Raw genomic sequence first — 19,491 nt, forward strand, 5'->3', positions numbered from 1 at the left:
GCGTCACTCTCCCCTTTCCTGTTTTTCTTCCGGCTCCGCAGCTTTTCTGTTTTTCCGCAGCCGCACTCTCTGATCGCGCTTTGTAAAGACCGGCCGCTCCCGCATCTGATGCAGCGGCGGCCGCCATACGGAATCCTTCGGCGCATGGTAGCCCGCAAGTCCTTTCCCGACGAACGGCATCAGATAGGGAATGCCAAAACTCGTAAGCCCGGCGAGATGACCCGCGAGAAGAAACGTGCCGAGCACCATGCCGAAAATGCCGAGCCATCCGCCGAGCAAAATGAAGCCGAATTTCAGCAGCCGGAACGGCGCACCGAACTCTTCGTTCGGAATCGCCAGCGAACAGAGCGCCGAAACCGCAACCACAACGACGGTCATCGGGCTTACCAGATTGGCGGAAACCGCTGCATCTCCGATGATCAGTCCGCCCACAATTCCGATCGTCCCGCCAAGCGGCCCCGGCATGCGCACACCGGCCTCGCGGATCAGTTCAAAAGCAAATTCCATCAGAAGAATTTCCAGAATGCCGGGGAACGGAACGCCTTTCCGCGCTTCGGCGAACGCCAGCAGGAGTTTGGTCGGAAGCACCTGTGTGTGAAAGCCCGTGACAGCCAGGTATCCGCCCGAAATCCACAGGGCGAAAAAGACCGCCGCATACCGCAGCAGCCGCTCAAATGAGACGATCAGAAAATGATGATACCGGTCCTCACTGACCTTTAAAAAGCTGTCAAATGATGCCGGGAAGAGAATCCCGACCGGGGAATTATCACATAAAAGCAGGATTCTTCCGTCCAGAATCTCCATCGCCGCGCGGTCCGGTCGTTCGGTCGTCTCGAAGCGCGGGAACGGCGATTTCCACTGCGGTTCGCAGAGCTGCTCGACCATGCCGCTGTCAAAAACGCCGTCCACCTCCCAGCCGGCAATCTGCTGTTTTACCTCTTCCAGAAATTTCGGATAAATCAGCTCTTTCTCATACACCAGAGCCAGAACCGTATCAGAACGCGCACCAAAATGTATCTCCTCCACTTTCAGATCGGTGGTCCGCAGACGCTTGCGGACGAGTGCCGTGTTGGTTTTGACAGAGTCGGAAAAACCTTCGTTAGAGCCGCGCAGCACTTTTTCGGACTCCGCTTTTTGCACTCCTAAATTTGGATAACCCTTCGATCCGATCTTGACTGCACGGTCATAATGATCCACAAAAAGAATTGCATTTCCCGCAAGCATGGAAGCGAACGCAGCTTCCATAGTGTCAAATTCCAGTGCGTCCGAAATTCCGAGCTGATTTTCCGAGAGAACCCCCGGGATATCTGCCTCGGGAACCTCCATCAGACGGTTCAACAGCTTCCCGATCACGGAATCCTTCAACATAACGCAGCTCACCGCCACTTCTACGTAGATCAGCAGCGCACCGGTTCCGCCCGTTTTGCCGAGTTTCATCGGGCGGATCTGAATATCATTGCAATTTTCACACCATGTACGGATCACGCTTTCATTTTCCGCCAGTGTGAGTGAAATCTGCGTCTTCTCTTTTTCCATGCCTGCGTCCCTCCTTCTCCTCCTTTTGAAAGCTTCCGAAAAACCATCTGGAGAAATATACTCTGCAAAATTCCATAAAAAAACATTCTGTCACGATTTTTTACTCTGTAACAGAATGTTCCTTTTTCGAAATTTTATACGCTTTTATTTTTCTTCTACACCCGTCATGCTCTGGTGATGTACGGTCTGCATAATACTCTCCTGCTGTCGCTCGATATGCTCGCGGATCATCTTCTGTGCGCCTGCAAGATCCCGATTTTTCATACGTTCATAGAGGGCATCGTGCTCCTCGACCAGGGAACGTCGGGATTTTACATCCTTTAAATATTCAATCCGGTAACGGTACATTTGCTCCCGCAGATTGTTCAGCAGCTGAATCAGGCGCTCGTTGTTCGTCGCCTGATAAATCACATCATGGAATGCCACATCTGCCTGTGCAAGCTTCTGCAGATCATCCGTCTCTGTTGTCTCCAGCATTTGTTCAAAGCTGCGCGATGCCTGATAAAGCTTCTGCAGTTCGCTCTCTGTAATCCGCTGACACGCCAGTTTTACCGCCAGCTCCTCGAGTCCGAGCCGCACCTCCAGCACGTCGTTCAGGTCTTTTTCCGTGATCTGTGCTACCTGCGCACCCTTCCGCGGCACCATGATCACAAGGCCGTCCAGCTCCAGCATACGGATCGCCTCGCGGATCGGGGTACGCGAAACGCCGAGCTGATTTGCCAGCCGGATCTCCATCAGCCGTTCACCCGGCTTTAACTCCCCGCGCAGAATCGCCTGGCGCAGTGTGCGGAACACGACATCGCGGAGCGGAAGGTACTGATAATCCTCCATCTGCAGGTCTAACTCATTTTTTGCCATACTTTGTACCTCCCGGTTTTGATACTGTAGTCAAAAATGTCTGTTTCGACAGTCCGCTTACTTTTAACTGATCACGGGCAAATTCTGCCTTGTCCGGATCGTCGAAAATGCCGAATACGGTCGGGCCGCTGCCGCTCATCATCGCATTGACCGCACCGTTTTTCATCATCTGTGCCTTGATCTCATCGATCACCGGATACGCCGGACACGTCACGGATTCCAGCACATTTCCCATGCGGTCCGTGATGCCGTACAGGTCATGATTTCGGATCGCCTCTACCATGCCGTCGATATCCGGATGCTCCGTCACCTCGTCAAGATGCAGGTTTCCATAGACAAATTTCGTCGAAACATTGATGCCCGGTTTTCCGATCAGCACGTAGCACATCGGTACGCCGGGAAGGGATGTCAGCTTTTCGCCGATTCCTTCTGCCAGCGCCGTACCGCGCATCACACAGTACGGAACATCCGCTCCGATCTGCACACCCCGCTCCATCAGCTGGCGTTTGGTCAGACCAAGCTGAAACATGCGGTTAATTCCTACCAGTGCTGCTGCCGCATCCGAGCTTCCGCCCGCCATGCCGGCCGCTACCGGGATAAATTTTGTCAGGTTCATATCGACACCCTGACGGATATCGAATTCATCCATCAGAATCTTTGCCGCTTTGTATACGAGATTTCCGTCATTACACGGAAGGAACGGCAGATTGGTTGTCAGCCTTATGCCAGGTTCTTTTCTCTCCTTTATTTCCAGCTGATCGTACATCTGGATCGTCTGCATTACCATGCGGACTTCATGGTAACCATCCTCTCTTTTTCCGGTCACATCAAGACCAAGATTTATTTTTGCAAGCGCACGCAGTTTCATCGTAGGCACCACCTTCGGTAATGTTTTTTGTATACATAGATATTAATGGATTTTTCTTCTATTTTCAAGCGTTATCTTCTGTTTTTGTACATAATTTTATACAATTCAGTTCAACAGACTTAGAAACGCAGGCGTAAGCAGTGGCTGCGTGAAACGAACAAGAACAAAATAAGAGTTTACGAACCTGTCGAAACTTGCTATAATTTTCATCAGATATCAGGGCAAAAGATCAAAAAGCCGGTGCAAGCTCGCTTGCAAGAGGATTTTTGATCTCTTGACCCCAACATTTTTGCCAGATGCCAGAGCATGTCTGAAAAAAACTTTTCGTAAGCTGCGAATCTCAGATTACGGAAATGATTTTTCAGACATGCTCTAGCTTCTGCGAAGGAAAAGGAAGTAGCTTTTTATGAGTTCACAAAGATCTTATTCATTTTCCCGCCAGGTTCTGGTCAACGGAATCCGCGATGGCATTCCGATCGGGCTTGGCTATTTTGCGGTCTCGTTTTCGCTCGGCATTGCAGCGCGTAAGGCAGGTCTTAGTCCTTTTCAGGGCTTTCTCGCCAGTCTTTTCAACAATGCTTCCGCCGGAGAATACGCTGCCTTTACACTGATTGCCGCCAACGCAGGCTATCTGCAGGTCGCTATCATTACGCTCATCGCCAATGCGCGGTATCTTCTGATGAGCTGTGCGCTTGCCCAGCGTTTTTCACCGGACACGCCGTTTTTCCACCGTTTTCTCATTGGTTACGATGTAACGGATGAACTGTTTGGCATCACAATCGCGCGCCCGGGCTGGCTGAATCCATATTATACATACGGTGCCATTCTCGTCGCTGCTCCCGCGTGGTCGATCGGCACGGCTCTTGGCATTATTGCCGGAAATCTGCTGCCGCTGCGCGCTGTCAGTGCCTTAAGTGTGGCGCTGTATGGCATGTTCCTTGCGATCATCATTCCCCCGGCGAGAAAGAGCCGTGTGGTAGCGGGTCTTGTTGCCGTCAGCTTTTTCTTAAGCTTTATCTGCAGCTATCTCCCGGGCATCTCCACTCTCTCCGACGGAACCAGAACGATTCTGCTCACCGTTCTGATTTCCTGCGCCGGAGCTATCATGTTCCCGGTAAAGACAGAGGAGGAAAATGCTGATGTACAATAATTATATCTATATCGCCGTCATGGCTCTGGTTTCCTACACAATCCGGATTCTGCCGCTGACGCTGATTCGGAAGCCGATTAAAAATCAGTTTATTCAGTCGTTTCTGTACTACGTTCCATACGTGACGCTGTCAGTCATGACCTTCCCGGCGATTGTCCATGCAACACAGAGCCCTGTTTCCGGCGCACTCGCGCTTGTCGTCGGCATCGCAGCCGCATGGTTCGGTGCAAGCCTGTTTCAGGTTTCGGTGGCATGCTGTGCCGTGGTGTTTGTGATTGAATTATTTTTGTAATAGAAATGAGCCGCCCTGTGGGAACAATCCTTTTCCCCGGGGCGGCCCGTTTTGTATGTATTACTTTTCTGTTTCTGTTTTTCTGAAATGATAAACGCTGACCGAAGCCGCCGGCAGTGCAATCTGGAAGGAGTCTTTTTCCCGTGCAGGTGCTTTTCCTTCTTTGCAGCGGACTCGGTTCGGATGTTTCGCATCGTTGTAGTTCTGCGGATCTTTGGAGTACAGTGTTTTGGCCTCAACAAATTCCGGATACTGTTTGAATTTCAATTCGATTTTCTTTGATTCGCTGTAGCTTGTATTTACGAGGTTGACGTAGATATCATCATTTTTGATCGAAGCAAAGATGCAGACCTCAGGATCTTTGTTCTTTTCCTCAAAGCCAAGCGTATACGCACCCTGATGCACCTGATACATATCGAACACATCGTAGTTTGGTGTCAGAATACAATGCTCACCATCCGTCAGGAACAGGGAATTCAGGACATTGACAGACTGTGCCACACATGCCATGCGCACATCCCCGGTATTGCGGTGGAAGATGTCGAGCGTCAGTGCAGTTGTAACGGCATCGCGCATCGTACACTGCTGATACAGCGCCGGGCGCGCATTAAATGCACTGCTGTGCCAGTTGCCCCACTCACCGACAATCAGTTCACATTTTCTCGGTGCCGCCTGGAACGGACCCTCCGGTTTCGGAAGTGCCTCAAGACCAGCGTCTATCAGGCGGCGCTGCTCGTGAATGACATTTTCCAGCTCTTTGCATCCATTGATCACATCATACCACTGTTTTTCATCAAACTTTTTCTCTGTCTGAAGCTGTTTCAGATTCCAGTTGTAAAAATGGAGATCATAGCCGTAAAGCGATGGCATACGGTATTTTCCCATCTCCTTAAAAAAGTCTTTCGTCCACGCAGCACGTTCTTTCGGCTTATTTCCATCCGGGCCGCTGGCGATGCATTTCATGGAAAATGCCTGATCGCCGCCTCCAAACGACGGACAGGAGGAACTGAATTTCCGGTATTCGTTCGCATACATCTGCGGCGTCATTTTTCCACCGCCGTCCCATACTTCATTTCCGATACCCCAGTATTCAATCTCGAACGGTTTTTCATGGCCGTTTGTTTTTCGTTCCTGCGAAAGTGCCGTCGGCTCTTTGCGGTTACAGTACTCCATCCACTCTCGCATCTCGGATGGAGAGCCGGTCATCATATTGATATTAAACCATGGCTTCGCGCCGATCATCTCGCAAAATTCCATCATCTCGTGTGTACCGAACTGATTGGGATCCGTCTCGAAAGTACCGAAGTTTTCATTGTATGTAACCGGCCGCTGCTCCCGCGGGCCAATACCATTCCGCCAGTGATACACATCCGCAAAGCATCCGCCCGGCCAGCGGATCACCGGCGGGTGCAGCTTCTGAAATGCATCCACAAGGTCTTTTCGGATTCCATGATAATTCGGAATTTCCGAATCCTCTCCAACCCAGATTCCATCATAAATACAGGAGCCAAGAAACTCGATAAAGTGTCCCTGCAGTTCCGGGTAAATATATTTTTCTCCAGCTAATTTTCGAAACGTAATCTTCTGCATAAAAATCCTCCAAATGAAAGCGTGATGTGTATTTTTGCTACTTTTCAGTATAGGACACTTTGAAAGGAAATACAATTTAATCTGAAAAAAGTCTTATGGATTCCTGTTTTTCACGGTATTTCTCTACATATTGCAATTCTCTGCTTGACATCTAATATTATCAGTGATATATCAATAGTATAATCAGAGCAGATACAAGATTTACCACTTACGAACAATAGAAAAAACTACACAGGAGAATTTTCATGGATCAGAAATTATATGACAGTTATGTAAAGATTTTAAAGAACGAGCTTGTTCCGGCGCTTGGCTGTACAGAGCCGATTGCCATCGCCTATGCGGCAGCCAAAGCACGCGAAGTGCTCGGAGAGATGCCAGAATCGATTGAGCTTTGCTGCAGTGGAAACATCATCAAAAACGTAAAGGGTGTTAAAGTTCCAAATTCCAACGGTCTGAAGGGCATTGATGTTGCGGCAACGCTTGGCGTCGTCGGAGGCTGTGCCGAACGCGAGCTTGAAGTACTTGAAGATGTGACCGAGGCAGATATTGAAAAGACAAAAGAACTGGTACAGCAGGGATTCTGTACCTGTACTTTAAAAGAAGGCGTAGAGAATCTTTACATTGTTGCAAAAGTCATTGCCGGAGAGCACAGCGCGGAGGTAACGATTGTAAACCGTCATACCCTGATTTCACGCATCGTAAAAGATGGTGAGATACTTTATCAAATTGCGGCTCATGAAGATTCCCCTGAATACGTTGATAAAAGTGTGCTGAACGTCAAGGATATTCTCGAATTCGCCGATACTGTGAAGATCGAAGATGTCAAAGAAATCCTCGACCGCCAGATCACCATGAACTCTGCGATTTCTGACGAAGGTCTCCGCCACGCTTACGGTGCACAGGTCGGCCGCACTCTGCTGAATGAGTACGGCGATGACGTAAAAATCCGCGCCCGCGCCCATGCAGCTGCCGGTTCCGATGCCCGTATGAGCGGCTGCTCTCTTCCGGTCGTCATCAATTCCGGCAGCGGAAACCAGGGCATGACCGTTTCCCTTCCTGTCATCGAGTTTGCAAAAGAATGGAACGTTTCCCAGGAAAAACTGTACCGCGCACTCGTTGTCAGCAACCTGATCGCGGTTCATCAGAAAAAATATATTGGAAGTCTTTCCGCTTACTGTGGCGCCGTCAGCGCAGGCTGTGGAGCCGGCGCCGCCATTACCTATCTTTCCGGCGGATCCTATGAGGATGTTAGCCTGACGATCGTCAATACCATTGGAAACGTCGGCGGTATTGTCTGCGACGGGGCAAAATCCTCCTGTGCGGCGAAAATTGCATCCGCTGTTGACGCTGCTATTCTCGCCCACTACATGGGCCAGCATCACAGAAGTTTTCAGCCGGGCGAAGGTATTGTTCGGGAAGATGTGGAAGATACGATTAAAAGTATGGGATATATCGGAAGAGTCGGCATGAAAGATACCGATACGGAAATTCTGAATATTATGATTGACCGGGTGGATGTGAACGAGGTCTGCTAATAAAAGAATAACTGATTTTGCTCAATTGATACATGCCTTGTTTTATGGTAACATATACATAAGTTTTGATACTATGTCTAAAAAGCCAGCATGCATAGTCTCTGGCGCGTGTTTGACAAGAAAGGAATGACCGAAATGAGCAAATTAAGTATTCCCGTTGGCATCTCAAATTTCGAAAAAATCCGTAATGGTGGATTTTACTACATTGACAAAACAGGTCTGATTGCAGAACTTGTGAGATCATCAGCAGAAGTGACATTAATTACACGACCCCGACGTTTCGGAAAAACGCTTGGCATGAGCATGCTGGAGAGTTTTTTTGACATCCGCAAAGACTCAAAAAAACTATTCGATGGCCTCGAAATTTCACACCAAAAGAATTTATGTGAGAAATGGATGAATCAATGGCCTGTTGTGTTTTTATCGCTCAAAAATGTTGACGGTATTCATTTTTCAGATGCTTACCAACAGCTGGTCTATGAAATTTCCCTTCTTTATCAGCAGCATGATAACCTTTTGAAAAGTACAGCTTTAAGTGATCGGGATAAGTTTCTTTTTAAACAGCTGCAGGAACGACAAGCCGGAAAAACGGATATTATGCGTTCCCTCCAGTTTCTTACGCGGCTGTTGGAACAGCATTATGGAAAAAAAGTGATCCTGCTGATTGATGAGTATGATGTGCCAATCGCCAAGGCGAACAGTCACGGATACTATAATGAAATGATGGATGTTATAAAGGGATTGATGCAGGCATTAAAAGATAATCCATCTCTTCACTTTGCTGTTATCACAGGATGTCTGAAAATTGCAAAAGAAAGTATCTTTACAGGAACAAATAACTTTGTCTCGGATACAATTACCAATTCCCGACTGAATGAATATTTTGGCTTTGTTCAGCATGAAGTCGACCAGCTTCTCCTTTCTGCAGATTTTACAGATAAAGCATCTGCCATGAAGGAGTGGTATGACGGCTATCATTTTGGTACTTTCGATGTTTACTGCCCCTGGGATGTGATGAATTATCTTCTGGAATTGCAGCGAAATCCCCAGGCAAGTCCTGTCAGCTACTGGAAAAACACGAGTGACAATGCCATCATCCGGTCTTTCATTGACTACGCCGGAAGCAGTATTACAAAAAAACTCGAAACTTTAATGGCTGCCGGATCCATTGTGCAGCGTGTAGATGAAAATCTAACGTATGATTATCTACATTCCTCGGAAGATAACCTCTGGAGTCTGCTGTATCTGACAGGATATCTTACAAAAGCCCAAACTACGATTGATACAGATGAACTGCCTCCAGGAATGATGGAGCTGAAAATTCCGAATGCTGAAATCAAAGAGATCTTTGAGACAACAGTGGTCCGCTGGTTTGATGAAAGTGCAAAAACCTGGAACCGGAAAACACTGTTTGATGCCATCTGGAGTGGTGACTGCGATCGTATTACGCAAGAACTGACGGCTCTTCTTCGAAGAACGATCAGTTATCACGACTATCGGGAAGACTTTTACCATGCATTTCTTGCCGGAATCTTTACCGGGGCCGGTTACATGGTAGATTCTAACAAAGAACACGGCGAAGGCCGCAGCGATGTCGTTTTGTATGATTCCATTAACGGCCGGGTGGCAGTTTTTGAAGCAAAATATACGAAGGCTCTGGAAAATCTGAGTTCCGCATGCGACAGCGCCTTACAGCAGATGAACGAGAAGCTGTACGCAAAGGAATACGAGGATGACTACGATCAGATTTTCTGTTATGGAATTTCATTTTTTAAGAAACGCTGTCTGGTAAAAAAGGTACTGTGAAAGATCTCTTCTCCCGCAGAAAAGTTTTCTTTACAGCATGCACAGGTCTCTATCAAAAACGTCAAAAGTACAATTCTATTTTTCCAGATATCATTGGTATATAATAGAATCTTGACTTCTGACGTTTTTTCGTTCTTTTTTAGATCTTTTGTCTTTATCCTGTTTTATTTTACTCTTCCGCTATTCCATTCGGAATTATACCTCATAATTTCAAAATGACATGACCTCTTTAAAAAGCAAGGATGATGTGCTGACGCTGTTCGTTCACCTTGGGTATCTCGCTTATGATAAAAAGACACGGGAAGTATTTATTCCAAACAAAGAAACACTGGAAATTTGCAAAAGAAATAGTCTATATACAAAAACAGTCGTCCAAGCTATATCATAGCCGACGACTGTTTTTCTATGTAATTACGTTTTCTCACCCGCAAAAATCCGCCAGATCCTCTTTCAGATAATTCAGCGTTTTCTCCAGATCTTTTTCCCGAATACTCTGCATGATATCGGTATGATGTGCAATATCCAATGCCGGATTCACGTTGGACCATGTCTGCCAGTAAAACTGAGCATAAGCACGTTTTAAGACGTTCATGGTTCGCTCGAGTTCCTGATATGCATAAGCATTTCCGGAGAAGGAGATTAATTTCAGATGAAATGCCGTATTCGCCTCCCAGTGATCCCATACGCTGTCGGTGCTCTGTTTGCATCTCTCATCAATCTCGGCAAGCTCCGCCAGATTTTCTTCGGTGATATGTCCGATCGACTGACGAAGATATCCGCCCTCGAGAACAAGGCGGAAATCCAGAATATTCTGTGCCTCTTCGCGGGACACGCTGACAACCTGGTAGCCGAAGCGCGGGAAGCTGCGGAGGATTCCCTCATTGCAGAGCGTCACAAGGGCTTCACGGATCGGTGTCTTGCTGCAGCCGAATTTCTGTACCAGCTCCTGCTCGTTGATAATTTGATTGGGTTTATATTCATCGGTAAAAATGCCGTTCAAAATGGCCTGATATACCATATTTTTAAGGCTTTCCTGTTGTTTTTTCATAAGGGGAAACTCCTTATCTTTTATTTTCTTCACTTTTGCGCATCCTGATTTTTTTCTTCTCCAAATGCGCCCTGTTTTTTATCTTAACAAATTTTTTTTTGCTTGTAAATGCCGTGCTCCCAGATTTTTACCGGTAAAAAAAAAGGAAAATGATGTTTTCACCATTTTCCCTCTTCTGTTCCCTCATTGGACGTTATCGCTTATTCTGTCTGCCGTCAGATTACATACTCATTCGACTTCTGCATCTGCCATTCCACCAGATCTGCCAGCGTAATATTGTCCACCACACTGTTGATGGCATCGTTCAGTTTTTTCCAGAGCATCACCGTAACGCACTGATCTTCCCTGCCGCAGTCGGCGCCGTCTTCTACACAGTCCACCGGCGCAAGGCTGCCCTCGGTCAGACGCAGGATCATGCCCACGGTATATTCTTCCGGCTTTCGTTTCAGGGAATAACCGCCCGCCGGGCCGCGCACACTTTTTACGAAACCAGCTTTATTCAAAATCGAGATGATCTGTTCCAGATATTTTTCCGAAATCTCCTGCCGCTTTGCCACATCTTTCAAACGCACCGGTTCGCCGGTATTGTTGAGTGCCAGATCCAGCATCAGACGAAGCGCATACCGTCCTCTTGTCGAAACTTTCATTTTATTTCCTCCGAATATATGTCATGATAAAAATACCTTCTTTTATTTTATTCCATATTCTCTACATATTCAATAGGAAATATAACACAAACCCAAAGCATGTCCGAAAAATGCAATAACTTTTTATCCGCTTTCCATGCTTACTTATCATCTCAAATCCTGCGCAATCTCTTCTCCCATCTTCTCTACCGCATCCACAATCTCCCGGATCTGCTCTCCGGTAATTCCATCGATATGCACGCCACCGGTGCAGACGGTCACGGTACGGCAGGCACAACAGATTTTTTCCGCCAGCATCCGGCACAGTACCTCATCTTTATGTCCGGTGCGGTTCCATACCGAGGAAGTCGCACTCCAGCTCCCGTCTCCGGTCAGCGATTCCCGTGGTACGGCCTGCACCACACAGCCGATATGCGGCTTTTCTCCTCCGGCGAGACAGATCTGAAAATCTTCACCGATCTTCATTACCGTCACTTCCATCGTGCATCCTACAGCCGTTGTCTTTTTTGTCAGCATCCTTTCCATCTCCGGTACTCCTTTACTTCCACGCCGAACGGCAAAAGCAGTTTGGCCGCAAGATGTGTCACCATATCGTCGATGGACTCCGGTTTCTGATAAAAGGTCATCATCGGCGGAACAATCCATACATTTGACAATCTCGACAGTTCGTACAGATTCCGCAGATGAATTTCACTCATCGGTGTCTCCCGCGCTGCCAGTACAAGCGGGCGTTTCTCCTTGATCGTCACATCCGCCGCACGCAGCAGCAGATTGTCGGTGTATCCGCTTACAATTCCTGCCGCTGTTTTCATGCTGCACGGCACAATCACCATGCCTTCTGTCCGGTACGACCCGCTCGCCGGGCCTGCACCGATATTGTCCTGCTCGAGCACTTCATCTGCCAGCGCTTCCACCTGCGAAACACTCCAGTCTGTCTCCTGTTCCAGCGTCAGCTTTGCACTGCGGCTCATCACCAGAAGGGAACGGTATTCTTCGTTATCCTGCAGAATTTCGAGACATTTGATCAGCAGCGGCATTCCGCTCGCCCCCGATGCGCCGACTACAATTCGTTTTTCCACAGCCATCCGTCACACGCCTCCCTTTATCCACAGATTCCGTCAATCCATGCGAATAACTCGTCGAGATCGTAGTCGCCCGCATGCGGTGTATTCCATGGGGAATGATAATCCACCTCACAGCCTGCCTCACGAAGTTTTAATACCAGCATCGCCGAGATCACCAGCGAGGTATCGCGGTCGCACTCGCCGTGGCGGATGCGGAAATGGTGTGCCTTTTGCGCCATTTCATCCATGACATATTCCATTGGATTCAGCATTTTCACGATCTTTTTTTCTGCGCGCTCACCCTGCACTTTGGTGTTGGCCGCACTGTATTCCGTGAAATGACGGCAGTTCGTCATCTCATTTCCAAACAGATCATTCTCCGGGCTTTCCAGATCCAGCGCATCGAAGGCCGGTGCGGTTTTCATGCGGGTGATGTCTTTGACATACGCCGCAAAATCCATGCTCTGCACTTTGCCGTTTTCGATGGTCAGCCACGTTTTATCCGCTAAATCCACGCCGCCGTCAAGCGCTCTCTGTGCGGATTCCATCACAATGTGTTTGACATACTCTTTCAAAGAACCTTCGCCGTCCGCATCGAGCGTCAGCGGAGCTCCGTTTTCGTCTTTTAATCCAAGGCTGCTCACATACGCCGGAAACAGGGCTTTTTCCTCAACGGACACGCGGATCTGTTCTTCCGTCATCTCGCCGTCCACCGGTGTGAAAACCGGGCGGCCGCCCTCGTCCATTTTCATGTTTGCGCGGTGGAAATCATTCACACTGCAGAACTCCCACTCATACGCCATGTCCGCGTGCTCCAGATTGATGATCGGGCAGTAACAGGAGGCCGCAAACACATCATCCCCAGCATCCGCTGCGCCGAGCGCCTGCAGATACGGCTCGTAGTCAGGGTGGTTTCCCGTGCTTCCCATCAGGGATGACAGTGCGCCGCCGGCACTCGTTCCGTTGGTGATGATTTTATTTTCATCGCCAGGCAGCTCATCCGCCAAAAAGTGAAGATACCGCACAGCCGCTTTATAATCCACTACGCACGCAGGTGCTTTCCCATTATAATGACCGTCCTCACCCTTCTGCACTCTGCCGCGGATCGCTGGAGATGCTACGACATAGCCGTGCTGTAAGGCGCGGAAAATCGTATTCGGTTTTCCCTGTAAAAACGGATTCGCTCCCGGCTCGTCCGCCGGACCCGGCATATAGCCGCCAACAGTATTCGGCATGAAAACCGGCGCGCTCAGTAAATCGTAACCGTTGATGGACGTTCCCTCATAATAACTCTCCGGCACAAAGAGATTCATTTTCTGAAACTCCACATTGACCGGTTTTTCCACATAAACCAGGTCACGGAACGCCCGAAACCGGACCGTCTCCCCACACAGTGTTACTTCTTCTATGGTATAATGATTTTTCTTAAATTTCAGCATATCACAATGCTCTCCCTTTCCCAAAAACGTATTCTTTATTCCTCATCCAGCCAATGCTTCGGATCGACTTCCATAAATCTCGCCCGCACAAACCGTTCTTTTTGATCGTACGGCACCGTACAGTCGAAAATCGTCTTGCATGCAATCCCGTGATCGCGGATCGACGGTGAACACGTCGGATCGTTCGACGGATCGAGCGGATGGCACCGCACGCCTGGAATTGTGATGATGTCCGCGTCACCCTGGAATCTCGTATTCATTGCCCAAATCACATCGTTCATATCAAAGCAGTCCACATCCTCGTCCACCAGAAAAACGTGTTTCAGCTCACTGAACGCCGAAAATGCCAGCAATGCTGCCTGACGCTGTCTTCCCTCGTCGCTGGGACTCAGTTTTTTGAACTGGAGAACCGCCATATACTTTCCGCCGCCTGCGGAACCGCAGTACACATTCTGGAGCCGTCCCGGCATCGCTTTTTCTACCATGCCGTAGATGCTCGCCTCGGTCGGAATACCAGCCATCGAAACGTGCTCTTCACTTGGTCCGATGCAGGTCTGCATAATCGGACTGCGGCGGTGTGTCACGGCTTTTACTTTAATCAGACGGCACTGATCACTTGCCGGGCCGGTGTAGCCCGGGAACTCCGGCATCGCATAGCCAGTGTGGCTGTTCTGGTCCTCCTGCACACGCACACCCGGGATGACCTCGCCCTCGATGACGTACTCTGCATTTGCAATCGCCATCTCCTTCACGGAAACGCAGCGGCACAGTTCTACCGGCTCTTTCCGCAGTGCACCCGCAACGGAAAGCTCATCGTAACCGAGCGGTGTTGTCGGCGGCTCGAAACAGGAACCGATCTCAATCGCAGGATCAACACCGATACTGATGGAAATCGGAAGTGTCTGTCCCAGTTCCTCCGCGCGGTCTGCCATTGCGCCGATGTGGCGTGCGCCCGGGGTGAAGAAAATCGAAAGCTCGTCTTTTCCCTGAATGCAGAGACGGTGAATCGTCACATCATGCAGTCCGGTGTCCGGATGGGAGGCGTAGCACATGCCGAGCGTGATGTACGGGCCGGCATCATCCGGCGTATTCGTCGGCGCCGGGACGAGACGGTTCAGATCAAAATCGGGATCGGTCGCCAGATGTACCACTTCCTGGCATGGCGGCGCGCCCTGAAATTCAACCGGTGCAATCGGCTCTTCTACGCTGTGATACAGCATTTTTCCAAGACTCTCCGGCTCGCAGTCCAGCAGGGCAGCCACGCGTTTCCGGCTTGCCAGAACACCAATCGCAACGCTGGCGTCCGGGTGCCCTTTTACGTTGCGAAAAATCATCGCCGGGCCTTCTTTCGTCGGACGCTTTACGGTCCCGCCCGCACCGACGTAACGGTAAACACCGGCAAGCTCCGCCATCGGATCAACCTCAACGTCTGTCTCGGCAAGCTGTCCCGGCATATTTCTCAATCGTTCCAGCGCACTACGCAGATCTCTTACTTTTTCAGCCATAGTTCTTCTCCTTTTATTCTATCGACGGCGCCCCGAAGGATGCCTTTTCATCCTCATTTTCTACCCTTATTGTAAAAAGAAACCTTTGTGGAATCAATTCGATTTGTGGTACAATTGTTTCCAGAATGGAATGAATCAAACAAAAAGGAGGCTCCCCTTATGACTCTGGAACAGATCGACTTTTTTCTGATGGCCGTTCGATGCGACACCTTTTTAGAGGCCGCGGAAAATCTTCATATCGCACAGTCCACGCTCTCGAAACAGATCCAGAAGCTCGAGACTGAATTGAATCTTCCCCTCTTCGACCGCACCCGCCGCCAGGCCGTACTGACTCCGGCAGGCGAACTATTTCTGCAGGAAGCCGCGGAGCTCTCCCTCCAGTATCACCAGATGCTGCAAAAAATGCATCACTTCCAGGAAACCACGCGCCAGCCGCTCCGCGTTGGCTCTCTTCCGTTTCTGACGCAGTATCATCTCACTTCCCGCATCCGTGCCTTCACGCACGCGCATCTGGAAATTGGGCTGACTCTGGAAGAATGCGAAGAGACTGAGCTGATGGACGGCCTGCAATCAGGCCATTTTGACCTTGTGATCGCGCGGGATTCCATGATTTCACTGCAGAAATACCACTTCGAACCCATCACAGAAGACCGCCTCTGCGTGATGCTGCCCATCGATCATCCACTTGCCGAAAAGCCTGCTCTTACCATCGCTGATCTTGCCGCCGAACCGCTGATTCTCATGCACCCCTATACCTCGATTTATCAGCTCTGCATGCAGCTATTTGAAAAGGCAGGTGTAAAACCGCAGATCCTGCGCACGGCCCGCCTGGAATCCACGATCAGCTCTGTGGAAATCGGCGAGGCTTTCAGTCTCTTTGCCGAGAGCAACTTTGAACTTTTCCGCCATCCAAATGTCACCGCCGTTCCTCTTCTCGACGCACCACCGCTTGTAATCGGTGCAGCGTATCCGCTCCGAACGGAAACAATGAAAAAACCAGCATTAAAATCTTTTTCCTCTTTCATTCAAGATCCCACATAACCAAAACTCGCTTCACTCGTTATCGCGGCATTCGTCAAGGTCTCATGCAAGCACGGACTTTTCCTCATTGCACGCGAAAAATACGCCCCTGACACTTTGAACTGTGCCAGAGGCGTACGTTTTATTTACTATAACCTGTTTTCCAATTACTGAACTGCCTTAAATGCCTCATCCAGATCCTCGATAATATCATCGACATTTTCGGTACCGATGGAAAGACGGATGGTGTTTGGTTTGATTCCCTGATCCAGCAGTTCTTCCTCGGTGCACTGGCTGTGAGTGGTGGTTGCCGGATGGATTACCAGAGATTTTACATCGGCAACGTTAGCCAGCAGGGAGAACAGTTCCAGATTGTCGATGAAATCTTTTGCTTTCTGTGCATCGCCTTTGATTTCGAAGGTGAAGATGGAACCGCCGCCGTTCGGGAAGTATTTTGCGTACAGTGCCTGCTGCTTGGGATCGTCGGATACAGACGGATGATGTACTTTCTCAACCTGCGGCTGGCTCTCCAGATATTTTACAACTTTCAGTGCGTTCTCAACGTGACGCTCTACGCGGAGAGACAGAGTCTCAAGTCCCTGCAGAAGCAGGAATGAGTTGAACGGAGAAAGCGTAGCTCCGGTATCACGAAGAAGGATGGCACGTACTTTTGTAACGAATGCAGCCGGTCCAACTGCTTTTGTGAAGCTGATGCCGTGATAGCTCGGGTTTGGCTCGGTCAGGGATGCGAATTTTCCGGATCCCTCCCAGTCGAATTTACCGCTGTCTACAATCACACCGCCAAGAGTAGTTCCATGGCCGCCGATGAATTTGGTTGCGGAATGAACAACGATGTCTGCGCCGTACTCGATCGGACGAACGAGGTATGGAGTTGCGAAGGTATTATCGACAACCAGCGGAATTTTGTTCTCATGTGCAATTTTTGCAAGTGCTTCGATATCGACAACATCAGAGTTCGGGTTTCCGAGGGTCTCGATGTAGATGGCTTTTGTGTTCTCCTGAACGGCTGCGCGAACCTCATCCAGATCGAATACATCAACAAATGTGGTGCTGATGCCGTACTGTGGAAGGGTGTGTGCCAGCAGGTTGTAGGAACCGCCGTAGATGTTCTTTGCGGATACGATGTGGTCGCCCTTCTGAGCCAGGTTGATGATGGTGTAGTTGATGGCTGCTGCTCCGGAAGCTACTGCAAGTGCCGCAACGCCGCCCTCCAGTGCTGCCATTCTCTGCTCGAAGACGTCCTCTGTCGGATTAGTCAGACGACCGTAGATGTTTCCTGCATCCTGAAGTCCGAATCTTGCTGCCGCGTGATCGGAGTTATTGAATACGAAAGAAGAGGTCTGATAGATCGGAACTGCTCTTGCTCCGGTTGCCGGATCCGGATTTTCCTGTCCTACGTGAAGCTGTAAGGTTTCAAATTTAAGATTTCTTTCTGCTCTTGTTTTTTTGCTCATGATTGTATTCTCCTGTTCTGTTTTTCGTTTTTCTATTTCTTTTCATGTTCGATTTTCTATTATCTATCGGAACCGGTTGTCATCCTGTTCTGTCTATGCTGCAATGCGGCTCCGTTTTCTTTCGGTTTTATCTGCTTACGCTGCAACACATGACATCATAGATCACGATTCGATTCTCTGCGAAAACTGCTCTCATTCTCTTCGCTTCCTCTCGTTTTTGTGATATTTCCTATCTGTTTACAAGGATTATTATAGCGACAGTCTTCTGCTTTGTCCAATATAGAAAATTGATGGCTGGTTATAGGGTTTCCCTATAGCTATTCTTTATCGCCAATATTTTTTCTTCTGAAATTTCTATATCCAATCATGCTACATAAAACAAGATAACAAATGCAATTCATCTCCCACAAGATGGGACTCGCAGCTTGCGAAAAGCCTTTTTCAAACACACTCCAGAGAGTCAAAGCGGATATTCGCAATCCGCTTCGCTACTTGCTCATAACCGAATAGCTGCTTCGCAGCTTATCAGGAGTGGCTTGTACCACTCCTGATACAAGCAAGTCCCCACCCACTGCTTATTGCTTTTCGCAATGGAAGCAGGGGACTTACTTGATTCGGTTAAAGTCTTCTTGTTTCTCCTTTTTTACAGCACAAGCTCCTTATATTTCCGAATTTCTTCCAAATACTGCTGTCCCAGTGCGCTGATCGACATACCCTTCCTGGAAATATAACCGATCATCATGTTTTCCTCCGCGTGAAGCGGCACAGCGCGGTAGTCACTGCCGTTTAATTCCTCACAGATAATGCCGGAGCAAAGCGTATAACCATTCAGTCCGACCATCAGATTCAGCATGGTCGCACGGTCATTTGCTTTAATGATTCTCTTATATTCATACGTCGAAAGCACTTCCTCTGCCAGGAAGAACGAATTGTTGCTTCCCTGATCAAATGACAGGCATGGATATTCCTTCAGCTCCTCCATTGTGATCTCCGCCTGATCCGCAAGCGGATGATCTTTCCATAGATAGACGTACGTTCCGCAGGAAAACAGGTCGTGAAACTCGAGGTTATTATCCTTCAGCAGCTTGTTCAGCACCTTCGCATTAAAGTCATTCCGATATAAGATCCCAAGCTCGCTCTTGAAGTTCTTTACATCCATCAGCACATCATACGTTCTCGTCTCATAAACCGCAAACTCGTACTCATCCATACCAAACTGCTTCACCAGCTCCACAAACGCCTTTACGGCAAAACTGTAATGCTGCATCGACACGCTGAATTTTTTCTTTCCCTTGGTGCGATAAATATAGCGGTTTTCGAGAAGCTGATACTGGTCTGTGACCTGACGTGCGTAACCCAGAAACTCCTCGCCCTCCGGGGTCAGTACTGTTCCGTGGCTGCTGCGCTTGAACAGCTCAATTCCGATCTCTTTTTCCAGCTCCTTGATTGCTCCAGAGAGACTCGGCTGTGAAATATAGAGTGCCTTTGCCGCCTCATTCATGGATCTGGAGTCTGCGGCCTGAATTACATAGCGAAGCTGTTGTAGTGTCATAAGTAAAGTTCCCTTTCTGGTATAAATTAATATGCGAAACTGCCATTCGCGGTGGAGAGAAAGTGCCGCGGATGGCAGTGTTCACTGATATCTATTATTTTAAAAT

Annotated in this window: 18 protein-coding genes; 6 read left to right on the forward strand and 12 right to left on the reverse strand. The window is 48.8% G+C overall.

The window, feature by feature from the left end; all coding sequences use genetic code 11:
* Nucleotides 1–3: 3 nt before the first annotated feature.
* The 3 genes from DW743_RS15600 to ispE all read right to left on the reverse strand — a co-directional run bounded on the left by DW743_RS15600 (nt 4) and on the right by ispE (nt 3,262).
* Nucleotides 4–1,536 carry a spore germination protein gene (locus DW743_RS15600; RefSeq protein WP_117762088.1) on the reverse strand — a complete coding sequence of 511 codons (1,533 nt, stop codon included), beginning with the start codon at nt 1,534–1,536 and terminating at the stop codon, nt 4–6.
* 144 nt (nt 1,537–1,680) lie between these two features.
* Nucleotides 1,681–2,394, reverse strand: a complete 714-nt coding sequence (locus DW743_RS15605) for a GntR family transcriptional regulator (RefSeq protein WP_055221789.1) — start codon at nt 2,392–2,394, stop codon at nt 1,681–1,683.
* On the reverse strand, nt 2,381–3,262 hold the full coding sequence (ispE, locus tag DW743_RS15610; RefSeq protein WP_117762089.1) for a 4-(cytidine 5'-diphospho)-2-C-methyl-D-erythritol kinase: 882 nt from the start codon (nt 3,260–3,262) through the stop codon (nt 2,381–2,383). Before ispE ends, DW743_RS15605 begins: the two co-directional genes overlap by 14 nt.
* 406 nt (nt 3,263–3,668) lie before the next feature.
* Here ispE and DW743_RS15615 point away from each other — a divergent pair, with 406 nt between their 5' ends.
* On the forward strand, nt 3,669–4,412 hold the full coding sequence (locus DW743_RS15615) for an AzlC family ABC transporter permease (RefSeq protein ID WP_117762090.1): 744 nt from the start codon (nt 3,669–3,671) through the stop codon (nt 4,410–4,412).
* The gene (locus DW743_RS15620) at nt 4,402–4,704 is read left to right on the forward strand and encodes an AzlD domain-containing protein (protein ID WP_330410127.1); all 303 of its coding nucleotides are present in this window, start codon (nt 4,402–4,404) and stop codon (nt 4,702–4,704) included. Before DW743_RS15615 ends, DW743_RS15620 begins: the two co-directional genes overlap by 11 nt.
* A gap of 60 nt (nt 4,705–4,764) precedes the next feature.
* Here DW743_RS15620 and DW743_RS15625 read toward each other — a convergent pair whose 3' ends face one another.
* The gene (locus tag DW743_RS15625) at nt 4,765–6,294 is read right to left on the reverse strand and encodes an alpha-N-arabinofuranosidase (RefSeq protein ID WP_117762091.1); all 1,530 of its coding nucleotides are present in this window, start codon (nt 6,292–6,294) and stop codon (nt 4,765–4,767) included.
* 245 nt (nt 6,295–6,539) lie between these two features.
* On the opposite strand from DW743_RS15625, the gene DW743_RS15630 reads away from it, so the two are divergent.
* The gene (locus DW743_RS15630) at nt 6,540–7,829 is read left to right on the forward strand and encodes an L-cysteine desulfidase family protein (protein ID WP_117762092.1); all 1,290 of its coding nucleotides are present in this window, start codon (nt 6,540–6,542) and stop codon (nt 7,827–7,829) included.
* A gap of 135 nt (nt 7,830–7,964) precedes the next feature.
* Complete coding sequence (locus DW743_RS15635; RefSeq protein ID WP_117762093.1) at nt 7,965–9,635, forward strand: AAA family ATPase; 1,671 nt, start codon at nt 7,965–7,967, stop codon at nt 9,633–9,635.
* A 421-nt stretch (nt 9,636–10,056) separates the two neighbouring features.
* Here DW743_RS15635 and DW743_RS15640 read toward each other — a convergent pair whose 3' ends face one another.
* The 6 genes from DW743_RS15640 to DW743_RS15665 form a co-directional block, all read right to left on the reverse strand.
* Nucleotides 10,057–10,683, reverse strand: coding sequence for a GntR family transcriptional regulator (locus DW743_RS15640; RefSeq protein ID WP_117762094.1), 627 nt, complete (start codon nt 10,681–10,683; stop codon nt 10,057–10,059).
* Nucleotides 10,684–10,898: 215 nt separating this feature from the next.
* Complete coding sequence (locus DW743_RS15645; protein ID WP_055226207.1) at nt 10,899–11,330, reverse strand: RrF2 family transcriptional regulator; 432 nt, start codon at nt 11,328–11,330, stop codon at nt 10,899–10,901.
* A 147-nt stretch (nt 11,331–11,477) separates the two neighbouring features.
* Nucleotides 11,478–11,846: a prenylated flavin chaperone LpdD gene (locus DW743_RS15650; RefSeq protein WP_117762095.1), complete on the reverse strand. Its 369-nt coding sequence runs from the start codon at nt 11,844–11,846 to the stop codon at nt 11,478–11,480.
* The gene (locus DW743_RS15655; RefSeq protein ID WP_117762096.1) at nt 11,840–12,415 is read right to left on the reverse strand and encodes a UbiX family flavin prenyltransferase; all 576 of its coding nucleotides are present in this window, start codon (nt 12,413–12,415) and stop codon (nt 11,840–11,842) included. Before DW743_RS15655 ends, DW743_RS15650 begins: the two co-directional genes overlap by 7 nt.
* A gap of 17 nt (nt 12,416–12,432) precedes the next feature.
* A complete protein-coding gene (locus DW743_RS15660) occupies nt 12,433–13,833 on the reverse strand; it encodes a subtype B tannase (protein ID WP_055267175.1) in 1,401 nt (466 codons plus the stop codon).
* Between the two features lie 35 nt (nt 13,834–13,868).
* Complete coding sequence (locus tag DW743_RS15665; RefSeq protein WP_117762097.1) at nt 13,869–15,338, reverse strand: UbiD family decarboxylase; 1,470 nt, start codon at nt 15,336–15,338, stop codon at nt 13,869–13,871.
* Nucleotides 15,339–15,497: 159 nt separating this feature from the next.
* Between DW743_RS15665 and DW743_RS15670 the strand changes: the two genes are divergently transcribed.
* Nucleotides 15,498–16,379: a LysR family transcriptional regulator gene (locus DW743_RS15670; protein WP_117762098.1), complete on the forward strand. Its 882-nt coding sequence runs from the start codon at nt 15,498–15,500 to the stop codon at nt 16,377–16,379.
* 146 nt (nt 16,380–16,525) lie between these two features.
* On the opposite strand, the gene DW743_RS15675 is transcribed toward DW743_RS15670, so the two are convergent.
* Nucleotides 16,526–17,833 (reverse strand): O-acetylhomoserine aminocarboxypropyltransferase/cysteine synthase family protein, encoded by a 1,308-nt coding sequence (locus tag DW743_RS15675; RefSeq protein ID WP_055221806.1) that lies wholly within the window; start codon nt 17,831–17,833, stop codon nt 16,526–16,528.
* Between the two features lie 373 nt (nt 17,834–18,206).
* On the opposite strand from DW743_RS15675, the gene DW743_RS19105 reads away from it, so the two are divergent.
* A complete protein-coding gene (locus DW743_RS19105) occupies nt 18,207–18,335 on the forward strand; it encodes a DUF6783 domain-containing protein (RefSeq protein ID WP_369123068.1) in 129 nt (42 codons plus the stop codon).
* Between the two features lie 141 nt (nt 18,336–18,476).
* On the opposite strand, the gene DW743_RS15680 is transcribed toward DW743_RS19105, so the two are convergent.
* On the reverse strand, nt 18,477–19,385 hold the full coding sequence (locus DW743_RS15680; protein WP_117762099.1) for a LysR family transcriptional regulator: 909 nt from the start codon (nt 19,383–19,385) through the stop codon (nt 18,477–18,479).
* Nucleotides 19,386–19,491: the final 106 nt, after the last annotated feature.

This window comes from Blautia sp. AM28-27, assembly GCF_003480905.1.
Lineage (GTDB): Bacteria > Bacillota > Clostridia > Lachnospirales > Lachnospiraceae > Fusicatenibacter > Fusicatenibacter saccharivorans.

What these genes read in the sequence shown, in the direction of transcription:
- DW743_RS15600 (WP_117762088.1), bottom strand. Translation starts at nt 1,536, where the DNA reads ATGGAAAAAGAGAAGACGCAGATTTCACTCACACTGGCGGAAAATGAA.
- DW743_RS15605 (WP_055221789.1), bottom strand. Translation starts at nt 2,394, where the DNA reads ATGGCAAAAAATGAGTTAGACCTGCAGATGGAGGATTATCAGTACCTT.
- ispE (WP_117762089.1), bottom strand. Translation starts at nt 3,262, where the DNA reads ATGAAACTGCGTGCGCTTGCAAAAATAAATCTTGGTCTTGATGTGACC.
- DW743_RS15615 (WP_117762090.1), top strand. Translation starts at nt 3,669, where the DNA reads ATGAGTTCACAAAGATCTTATTCATTTTCCCGCCAGGTTCTGGTCAAC.
- DW743_RS15620 (WP_330410127.1), top strand. Translation starts at nt 4,402, where the DNA reads ATGTACAATAATTATATCTATATCGCCGTCATGGCTCTGGTTTCCTAC.
- DW743_RS15625 (WP_117762091.1), bottom strand. Translation starts at nt 6,294, where the DNA reads ATGCAGAAGATTACGTTTCGAAAATTAGCTGGAGAAAAATATATTTAC.
- DW743_RS15630 (WP_117762092.1), top strand. Translation starts at nt 6,540, where the DNA reads ATGGATCAGAAATTATATGACAGTTATGTAAAGATTTTAAAGAACGAG.
- DW743_RS15635 (WP_117762093.1), top strand. Translation starts at nt 7,965, where the DNA reads ATGAGCAAATTAAGTATTCCCGTTGGCATCTCAAATTTCGAAAAAATC.
- DW743_RS15640 (WP_117762094.1), bottom strand. Translation starts at nt 10,683, where the DNA reads ATGAAAAAACAACAGGAAAGCCTTAAAAATATGGTATATCAGGCCATT.
- DW743_RS15645 (WP_055226207.1), bottom strand. Translation starts at nt 11,330, where the DNA reads ATGAAAGTTTCGACAAGAGGACGGTATGCGCTTCGTCTGATGCTGGAT.
- DW743_RS15650 (WP_117762095.1), bottom strand. Translation starts at nt 11,846, where the DNA reads ATGCTGACAAAAAAGACAACGGCTGTAGGATGCACGATGGAAGTGACG.
- DW743_RS15655 (WP_117762096.1), bottom strand. Translation starts at nt 12,415, where the DNA reads ATGGCTGTGGAAAAACGAATTGTAGTCGGCGCATCGGGGGCGAGCGGA.
- DW743_RS15660 (WP_055267175.1), bottom strand. Translation starts at nt 13,833, where the DNA reads ATGCTGAAATTTAAGAAAAATCATTATACCATAGAAGAAGTAACACTG.
- DW743_RS15665 (WP_117762097.1), bottom strand. Translation starts at nt 15,338, where the DNA reads ATGGCTGAAAAAGTAAGAGATCTGCGTAGTGCGCTGGAACGATTGAGA.
- DW743_RS15670 (WP_117762098.1), top strand. Translation starts at nt 15,498, where the DNA reads ATGACTCTGGAACAGATCGACTTTTTTCTGATGGCCGTTCGATGCGAC.
- DW743_RS15675 (WP_055221806.1), bottom strand. Translation starts at nt 17,833, where the DNA reads ATGAGCAAAAAAACAAGAGCAGAAAGAAATCTTAAATTTGAAACCTTA.
- DW743_RS15680 (WP_117762099.1), bottom strand. Translation starts at nt 19,385, where the DNA reads ATGACACTACAACAGCTTCGCTATGTAATTCAGGCCGCAGACTCCAGA.